This is a genomic window from Stomatohabitans albus (assembly GCF_036336025.1).
GTDB lineage: Bacteria > Actinomycetota > Nitriliruptoria > Euzebyales > Euzebyaceae > Stomatohabitans > Stomatohabitans albus.
In genome coordinates, this window is the sequence record NZ_JAYKKE010000003.1 from 26,371 (window position 1) to 34,637 (window position 8,267).

General features: G+C 54.8%; 7 protein-coding genes. 2 read left to right on the forward strand and 5 right to left on the reverse strand.

What is annotated here, in order from left to right; all coding sequences use genetic code 11:
* Nucleotides 1-119: 119 nt before the first annotated feature.
* On the forward strand, nt 120-920 hold the full coding sequence (locus VCU37_RS07830) for an FAD-dependent thymidylate synthase (protein ID WP_336250090.1): 801 nt from the start codon (nt 120-122) through the stop codon (nt 918-920).
* Nucleotides 921-1,024: 104 nt separating this feature from the next.
* Here the strand turns inward: VCU37_RS07830 and dapB are convergent, their stop codons facing one another.
* From dapB to rpsO, 4 genes are all read right to left on the reverse strand, one after another.
* A complete protein-coding gene (gene dapB, locus VCU37_RS07835; protein ID WP_336250091.1) occupies nt 1,025-1,741 on the reverse strand; it encodes a 4-hydroxy-tetrahydrodipicolinate reductase in 717 nt (238 codons plus the stop codon).
* 153 nt (nt 1,742-1,894) lie between these two features.
* A complete protein-coding gene (locus VCU37_RS07840; RefSeq protein ID WP_336250092.1) occupies nt 1,895-3,127 on the reverse strand; it encodes a M16 family metallopeptidase in 1,233 nt (410 codons plus the stop codon).
* A gap of 44 nt (nt 3,128-3,171) precedes the next feature.
* Nucleotides 3,172-5,673: a polyribonucleotide nucleotidyltransferase gene (locus tag VCU37_RS07845; protein WP_336250093.1), complete on the reverse strand. Its 2,502-nt coding sequence runs from the start codon at nt 5,671-5,673 to the stop codon at nt 3,172-3,174.
* A gap of 249 nt (nt 5,674-5,922) precedes the next feature.
* Entirely contained in the window at nt 5,923-6,195 is a 273-nt protein-coding gene (gene rpsO / locus VCU37_RS07850; RefSeq protein ID WP_336250094.1) for a 30S ribosomal protein S15, read from the reverse strand.
* Between the two features lie 76 nt (nt 6,196-6,271).
* Here rpsO and VCU37_RS07855 point away from each other — a divergent pair, with 76 nt between their 5' ends.
* On the forward strand, nt 6,272-7,156 hold the full coding sequence (locus tag VCU37_RS07855; RefSeq protein WP_336250095.1) for an RlpA-like double-psi beta-barrel domain-containing protein: 885 nt from the start codon (nt 6,272-6,274) through the stop codon (nt 7,154-7,156).
* Nucleotides 7,157-7,277: 121 nt separating this feature from the next.
* On the opposite strand, the gene VCU37_RS07860 is transcribed toward VCU37_RS07855, so the two are convergent.
* On the reverse strand, nt 7,278-8,267 hold a 990-nt coding region (locus VCU37_RS07860; RefSeq protein WP_336250096.1), incomplete at its 5' end, for a hypothetical protein.

Genomic DNA, 8,267 nt, shown 5'->3' on the forward strand with positions numbered 1-8,267 from the left:
CGCGTTAGCTCTACCATACCGGAAATGAACCAGCGCCTGAGCCAAGTCGACGCCTGAACGTGACCGTAATCCAAATTCAGATGTTGCTCAATGCGCCTTGTTGTGGCAAAGATAGAGCCATGACCTTCTCATCACCATCTGCTGCTGTCATCTGCGACTCTGTGAGCCATACGGGTGCTCGATTAACGACCATTGAAGTCACCTTGCACCGCTTTGTGCTGGCCGAATTGAATACCCACCGCGTGTTTAGCCGTAATTCATCTTCTTCGCGGGCCATTCCGGTGGCAAAGCAGATCGAACGGGTGATGACGAATCCTGCAGTGCCTATGGAGTTTGGGGCTAATCAAAAAGGTATGCAGGCCAGTGAACTCGTTGACGACGCCGAGGGCGCTATGGCGGCCTGGCTGGCTGCCAGGGATGCTGCGGTGGAACAGGTACGCACGCTCCAAGCCATCGGCGTACACAAACAGATTACGAACCGGCTACTCGAACCCTTTATGTGGCAAACGGTGATTGTGAGTTCAACGGAATGGCAGAACTTTTTTGCTCAACGCTGCTCCCCGCTCGCCCAGCCGGAAATCCGCCTCGCCGCAGAGGCCATGCGTGAAGCGTATGACGCATCTACCCCAGCGCACGTTGAAGATGGCGGGTGGCACACGCCCTATATCCGTGCAGAAGAAGAGAGCCTGGACATCGAAACCAAGAAACGTATTTCTGTGGCACGCTGCGCACGGGTCAGTTATCTCACCCATGATGGAAAACGCGACTTGGATGCCGACCTCAATCTCTATGACCGGTTAATCAGCGCCGAGCCGCCACACTGGAGTCCCATGGAGCATGTGGCCACCCCTGGCGATGGCCCCGGTAACTTTCATGGCTGGAAACAACTGCGCCACCTCCTCGGTGGTGACCGAGCCTAGGAACCTCCAGCCGTAGATCGTGCCCTCGTCCATCTAACGGGACAGTGGTGGGCTGACCCACTTGGTGTGCTGTGTGGGTGGGGCCAGCGTGCGGGTAGTTTCGGCTACGCCATAACCGCGTCTAGCCCAACGGCAAGCCCGTTCAACGTATGGATACGCTGAATGGCCATCACAACCCCTGGCATGAAGGAATAGCGGTCAAAGGAGTCTTGACGCAAGGTTAAGGCCTGACCTTGGGCGGTGAAGATCACTTCTTCGTGGGCAAGGAGCCCTGGCAAGCGCACGCTGTGCACCATTACCCCATGATGTTCTGACCCGCGGGCGGGATGCCCTGCTGGCCCACAAATCTCCGGGGTCTGGGTACGGTTGGTTGCTATAGCTTCTGCCGTGTGAATGGCCGTGCCTGAAGGGGCGTCTACCTTACGGTCGTGATGTAATTCAATGATTTCGACGTTGGGCATGTACTTGGCGGCTTGTGCTGCGAACTGCATCAACAGCACCGCACTGATAGCAAAATTGGGCACAACCAGGCAGTTGACCGTCGTTGCGCGACGGCGAAGGTCGTCTATATCGGCACTTGTCATGCCCGTTGCCCCAACAACGGCATGAATTCCGTTATCCAAGAGCCAGGCCACATTGTCATGCACCGTGGCTGGGGTGGAAAACTCTACACACACCTGAGCGCCGGCCTTCACGATAGCGTCACGGTCGTCGCCCTGGTCAATGGCTGCGACCAGCTCCATGCCTTCGGTGTGCTCCACCGTCTCACAAACTGTTGACCCCATGCGCCCTCTGGCGCCAATCACCGCAACTGTAATCATGGGGTAAGCCTACTGCGCTGGCCACGGTAGCTACGTTTGAGGTAAGCGGTTGGCGGCTAAAACTGACTAAAAACTGCCGCTACGCGCTTACCTCAATGGGTGGTTGCACAATCGTGTGGAATAATCGTGCGACTAAGAAGCCCTACGACGTCCTTAAACGGTGATACCGTCAGCAAGGTTTGGTACATCGGCGGCCTCAAGCGGCCCGACGATACCAACAGCGTGTTGGCCAGCGAGGGTTTCCTGGGCTACGGCTGCAACCTGGTCAATCGTGACCGATTCGATATTGGCCACAATCTCATCAAAGGAAAGCAACTGCTGTCCGGTAATCATCGCCCGGCCGAGACGGCTCATCCGGGCACTCGTATCTTCGAGCCCTAGTAGCGTCGCACCGGTCAGATAGCCCTTGGCTTGGCGCAATTCAGCATCGGTAATACCTTCACGGACCATGAGTGAGAGCTGATCTCGCACCGCACCGACGGCCTCATCAAGTTTGGCTGGGTTTGTTCCGAGGTAGACGCCTTGGGTGCCGGTGTCCATGTAATTCTGACCGAAGCTGTACACGGTGTAGGCCAGGCCACGCTGTTCACGAATGTCTTGAAATAACCGGCTGGCCATTCCACCACCGAGGACCTGGTTCATCACCGAAGAAGCCCACCGGAGTTCATGGCCACGACGTAACCCTTTATGTCCGATCACGACGTGGGCCTGTTCTGTCGGGCGGGTACGCACCCGAAGGCCATCAACAACGCCGTTAGACGGGGCATTTCGGGCTTCATGTTCCCCAGAGGCGGGTTTAGCTGATGCCAGATGGGTTTGGGCGAGGGCCACAATCTCATCGTGGTTAACATTGCCGGCTGCGGCAAGCACAATTTGATCACTCGTATAGCGGTCTTGCCACCATTGCATCACTTGTTCACGTGTCATGGCGTTCATGGAATCTCGGGTGCCGAGAATCTCACGGCCTAAGGGATGGGTGCCAAAGAGGGCATCGCTAAACACGCTGTGCACAAGGTCGTCTGGGGTATCAAAGTGAATGTTGATCTCTTCTAAGACCACATCACGTTCGCTCTCAATCTCACGATCAGGGAACGTGGACGCGGTGAGCATCTCACTCAATACATCAATGGCGCGGGAAACATCACGGTCCATACACCGGGCGTAATAGGCGGTGTATTCCTTGGTCGTAAAGGCGTTCATATCCCCGCCGACCTCATCGAGCACTTGGGCAAGTTGGAGGGCGTTACGCGTTGCGGTTCCTTTGAAGAGCAGATGTTCTAAAAAGTGCGTTGCGCCCTGGGTTGGGTCAGCCTCATCTCGGCTACCAACATTGACCCATAAGCCAATGGATGCAGACCGGACGGAGGCGATTGGTTCGGTGACCACCTTGAGCCCATTGCTCAGGGTGGTCAGGTGTACACCGTCAATCACTATTCAGCGGAACGGGTACGGCGACGAACGCGACGAACGGGGGCGTCTTCTTCATCATCCCCGGCACTCCGGCGACGGCGTGGACGACGCACACTGGTGTCATCCTCATCATCGCTGCTCGCGCGACGGCGCGCACGACGAGGCTTTTCTTGGTCATCGTCGGTATTGCGGCGACGCGCCCGACGGACCGGTGCCTCATCGTCATCATCCTCGGTCACCTTTGTCCGTGCGGGTTTTTCGTCGTCACGGTCAGTTTTACGCGCAACCGGTTCTTCATTGGCGGGCGTGACCACTGGGTCAACGTCGCTTGAGGCTTCCGGGTCGATGAGCGTCAAGGAATACTTGCCACCGTTCTTCACTTCGGTGACTTCAACCCAGAGCTTTTCACCGATGTCTACCGCTTCATCCGCGTGGGAAAGACGCTTTGAGCCACCGAGCTTGGAGATGTGCAAGAGCCCATCGGTGCCAGGGGTCAAGCTGACAAATGCCCCGAAGTCAACGGTATTGACCACCGTACCGAAGTAGCGTTCACCAACTTGTGGGACCACGGGGTTGGCGATTTGACGGACCCGAGCAAGGGCGGCATCAGCAGCGGCACCGTCGGTGGCGTAGATGCGCACCACACCACGCCCGTTTTCGTCTTCAATATCAATCTGGGCACCCGTCTCATCACTGATTTCACGGATGATTTTGCCCTTCGGCCCAATGACTTCACCGATCTTGTCCGCTGGAATGAACTCCACATGGACACGCGGGGCGTTGGGGTTGACCTCTGGACGTGGTTCCTTGATCGCGCTGGCCATCACGTCAAGAATCTCAAGGCGAGCTTCACGTGCTTGGGTTAACGCATTGCCGAGTACATGGGCCGGAATACCAGTCAACTTGGTGTCTAACTGTAAGGCGGTCACAAAATCAGCCGTACCAGCCACCTTGAAGTCCATATCCCCAAAGGCATCTTCTGCCCCTTGAATATCGGTCAAGGTTACATAGTCACCATCTTCGTGGATAAGCCCCATCGCGATACCAGCTACCGGAGCGGCGATTGGGACACCGGCATCCATCAAGGACAGGGTTGACCCACACACGCTGGCCATTGAGGTGGAGCCGTTAGAGGACAGTACTTCACTGACTAGGCGGATCGTGTAGGGGAAGTCCTCGGTGCTGGGGAGTACGGGCACGAGTGCGCGTTCAGCCAGGGCACCGTGGCCAATTTCACGACGCTTGGGGCCACGCATGAAACCTGTTTCACCAACGCTGTAGGGCGGGAAGTTGTAGTGGTGAATGTAGGTGCGTTCTTCTTCGGGGTTAATCGTGTCAATGCGCTGGGCTTCACGAGCCATCCCCAAGGTAGCGATATTGAGCACCTGGGTTTCACCGCGGGTAAATAAGCCAGACCCGTGGGCACGGTCAAGCACACCAACTTCAGCGGCCAAGGGGCGGATATCGGTGGCACTACGGCCATCAATACGAACCCCGTCTTTAACGATACGACGACGAATGGTGGCCTTTTCTAAATGCTTGAATGCATTGAGTGCTTGGCGTTCCAGTTCCTCATCGGTCATATCTTCGGTGACCACGTCAAAGGCTTCGTCTAAGGCGGCTTCCTTTAACTCTGCAACCGCTTCACTTCGTTCAGCCTTGGCCATATCTTCATCGGCGTACAGCTTCTTGAGGCCCTTCTTTGCGGCACGTTCTACCGCCTTATAGACCTCATCAGTGTAATCAATGCTGATGGGAAGGTCGTGGTCGTTGACCCCAGCCTTGTCCACAAACTCAAGCTGCAAGTCACAGAGGGTTTTCAGGTAACCCTTCGCTTCTTCTAGGGCCTTACCGAGTACCTCTTCGGTTGGCTTGGTGGCACCCATCTCAACCATCTGTGTGGCATTGGGGGTGGCTTCAGCTTCAACCATCAAAATGTCAATTTCGCCGCTTTCCTTATTTAAGCGACCAGCAACAACCAGGTCAAAGACACCCTCTTCGGTCATCCATTGGTAGGTCGGGAATGGCGTCCACCTACCGTCGCGGTCCATACCCATACGCAGGCCAGCGACCGGACCGTGGAAGGGCAGTCCGGCAACCATACACGCGGCGCTGGCACCATTAATACCGAGCACATCCAAGGGGTTCACCTGGTCAGCGGCCAGGGAGGTCATAATGATTTGAACTTCGTTGCGCAGCCCTTCAACAAAGGTGGGGCGCATGGGACGGTCAACCAAACGACAGGTCAAAATGGCCTGTTCACTGGCTTTACCTTCACGCTTGAAGAAGGAGCCAGGAATCTTACCGGCAGCGTACATGCGCTCTTCAAAGTCAACGGTAAGGGGGAAGAAGTCTGTGCCAGGACGTACATCACGGCTGGCCGTGGCGGTGACCAGCAGGGTGGACCCACCAAGATGGGCGATAACGGCCCCGTGGGCCTGACCGGCAACCTTGCCGGTTTCAAACACGATTTCCGCATTGCCAACCGTACCGTTGACAACGTGTTTGCCTAATTTACTCATTGTTTCGTTTAACTCTTTCACTTAGAACAGACCGGCACGCCAATCGCACCGGCCAGAGACGTCTGCACTCCCTTGGTTCCCAGTGATAACTACCTCACCGCTTGGCGTTCAGATGTTTACCACCGAAAACCACAAAGAGCACGCGGCTAGCGTAGCCGATCGTGCTCTTAGAACTACCGAGGTGTGAAAATAGGCGCAATCTCACACCATCGGCGCTGGTGAGGCGTGTATTAAACGCCATTGAATTGTCTAGCGGCGGAGCCCCAGGCGGGCAATGAGTGAACGGTACCGTTCGATGTCCACGTTCGTGAGGTACTTCAACAGGTTGCGGCGCTGACCAACGAGCATCAACAACCCACGACGGCTGTGGTGGTCCTTGGGGTGGGTCTTGAGGTGCTCTGTCAAGTGGTTGATACGGGCGGTCAATAACGCGACCTGAACCTCTGGGCTTCCGGTGTCACCTTCATGGGTGGCGTATTCTTTGATGATGGAAGCTTTGTCGATATTGCCTTTTACGGCCATGGATAATCTCCTGTGACGAATCCCGCCGTGATTTCACTAACGGGCGCGAACAAATAGACGATTTAGAATAGCACCTATGGCAACTTCGGACCGCCTTCTGTTCAAATACGGCCCACTCCCCCTTGCGCTAGTCGCGCTCATCGGTGGTGGGGCGGTAACGTCTATTGCCCTGTCATTTACCCAGTCAAAGGCTGATCCGCTGCCGGCACCATCACTCTATGCAAAGGTGCAGGCAACTCGCGATCCACAAGAGTTCTTACCCAAAGAGGACAACCTCCCACCGGTCTCACCGGTGAAGCCGGAGGATCATAACCAAACGCTAAATGACCGGGTGCCTGAGGACTTACCAAAGGCCGTTGAGGTGGTGCCCAGTGAAGTACCTATTGAGGTACCCAAGATTTCAGTTGCCGAGTTGCCAGAATCCTTGCGCCCTAAGAATGCACCGGTACCCGAGCCCCCAGCCGCGAATCCAGGCACGGCACCCTATGCCGGTGGCAGCCAATACAGCACGCCCACACTCGCGCCCCCCGGCGCGCAACTCGCACCCCAGCTTCCGGCCAACGCGCCGGTTAATGTGACTCATATCCTTCCGCCCAGCCAAGGCATGATGCGCATTAACCCACTCAAACTCCCTCCCGTGCCAACGGGCACGTTGATGGAGGGGCTGGCCAGTTGGTATGGCGCTGAAGAGCACGGCACCACCACGGCGTGCATGGTGACCTATGACATGTATGCCCCAACCTTGGCGACCCGTGAACTGCCCTGTGGTACGCCGGTGCTTATTGTGGCGAAGAATGGGCGTATGGCAACGGCAACCACCACTGACTGGGGCCCTGCCGAATGGACGAAACGGCGTTTTGACCTTTCCCCGGTGGTCTTTGAGCAACTCGGCAACTTGAGTTCAGGCGTGATTGATGTGCAGGTCATCACACTGGACCAACCTAAGAAACTCGGTCGCTAAATACGGTTCTTGGGCGTGCTCCACCCTTGTGGTGGTGGAGCGGGTTGAGGTTCTGGGGCATAGGCCTTGGTGCTACCTTGCCAGATACCACCAGGTACCACTGCCTCCGTCGTGCAGGCGGTTAGTCAGGCATATCGGGTAGGCCGTTGAGCCAGGCACGCACCCCATCCACATTCACGATCCTTGCATCCATCAACTCGATCTCTGGATACGCCGTATCTAAAACCGGCACCCGCTTTTTCACCTTGGTTGCCCCCGTGCGCAAATCAAACTCTCCCACAACCCATTGTTTCGTGTGGGTAGCTAACCGCCCAAAGATAAACATCGAATCGTCCTGAATGGAATACGTCGGCTTATTATCCATATCAATCAACAGCTCAGGAAAACGATCCTTAACCGGCCACGCATCCTCGGTCGCACCAGACACCTTATCAATACTTCTCACAATATCACTATCATCAATATAAAATATTTTATCATCATAAAAAGAAACTACTTGAGTCCCATTCGCACTACGTACATCTACAGGATGATAATTGAGTTGATCGTGAAATCCAGAACCTTCATCCCAATAGCCCAATAGATCACTTCCATTAATATCTGATCCTACATAATAGATTGTTGAATTATTCTTATCACACTGATGCTTCTCAATGTTATTTGAAAATACATTTTCACCTCGGTCAATTCTATTCATATGATGAGTCGACCAATCATACTTGTACTCTACAATTTGCCCAAATTTTGGATCAAGAGGTTTAATATTCTTAAACTCATCTCCGTAGGAATGTAAATATATATTTTTACCACAAGGATAAAAACTACCATCAATGATTTGCTCATAGGACCCAAACCCATCACCCTGGCGATACACAAAACGAGAAGCAAAACCCCGCTCCCCACCAATATCAGATACCCCTAAATGCAACATCACGAGAAAATTGCCATCATTATCTATCGTTAACCCCCTGGTTCCACCAGTGCCAGGAGCAGATGCAAACGACTGAACCATACCGTCATTCACCCAATGCACCCCATAAAAATCAGTAAGAATCATCTGCCTCCCATTAGGTGAAAACGCAAAAGACGGCAACTCAGAGCCCACAACACG

Coding starts and splice junctions, on each gene's coding strand:
- VCU37_RS07830 (WP_336250090.1), top strand. CDS start 120: ATGACCTTCTCATCACCATCTGCTGCTGTCATCTGCGACTCTGTGAGC.
- dapB (WP_336250091.1), bottom strand. CDS start 1,741: ATGATTACAGTTGCGGTGATTGGCGCCAGAGGGCGCATGGGGTCAACA.
- VCU37_RS07845 (WP_336250093.1), bottom strand. CDS start 5,673: ATGAGTAAATTAGGCAAACACGTTGTCAACGGTACGGTTGGCAATGCG.
- rpsO (WP_336250094.1), bottom strand. CDS start 6,195: ATGGCCGTAAAAGGCAATATCGACAAAGCTTCCATCATCAAAGAATAC.
- VCU37_RS07855 (WP_336250095.1), top strand. CDS start 6,272: ATGGCAACTTCGGACCGCCTTCTGTTCAAATACGGCCCACTCCCCCTT.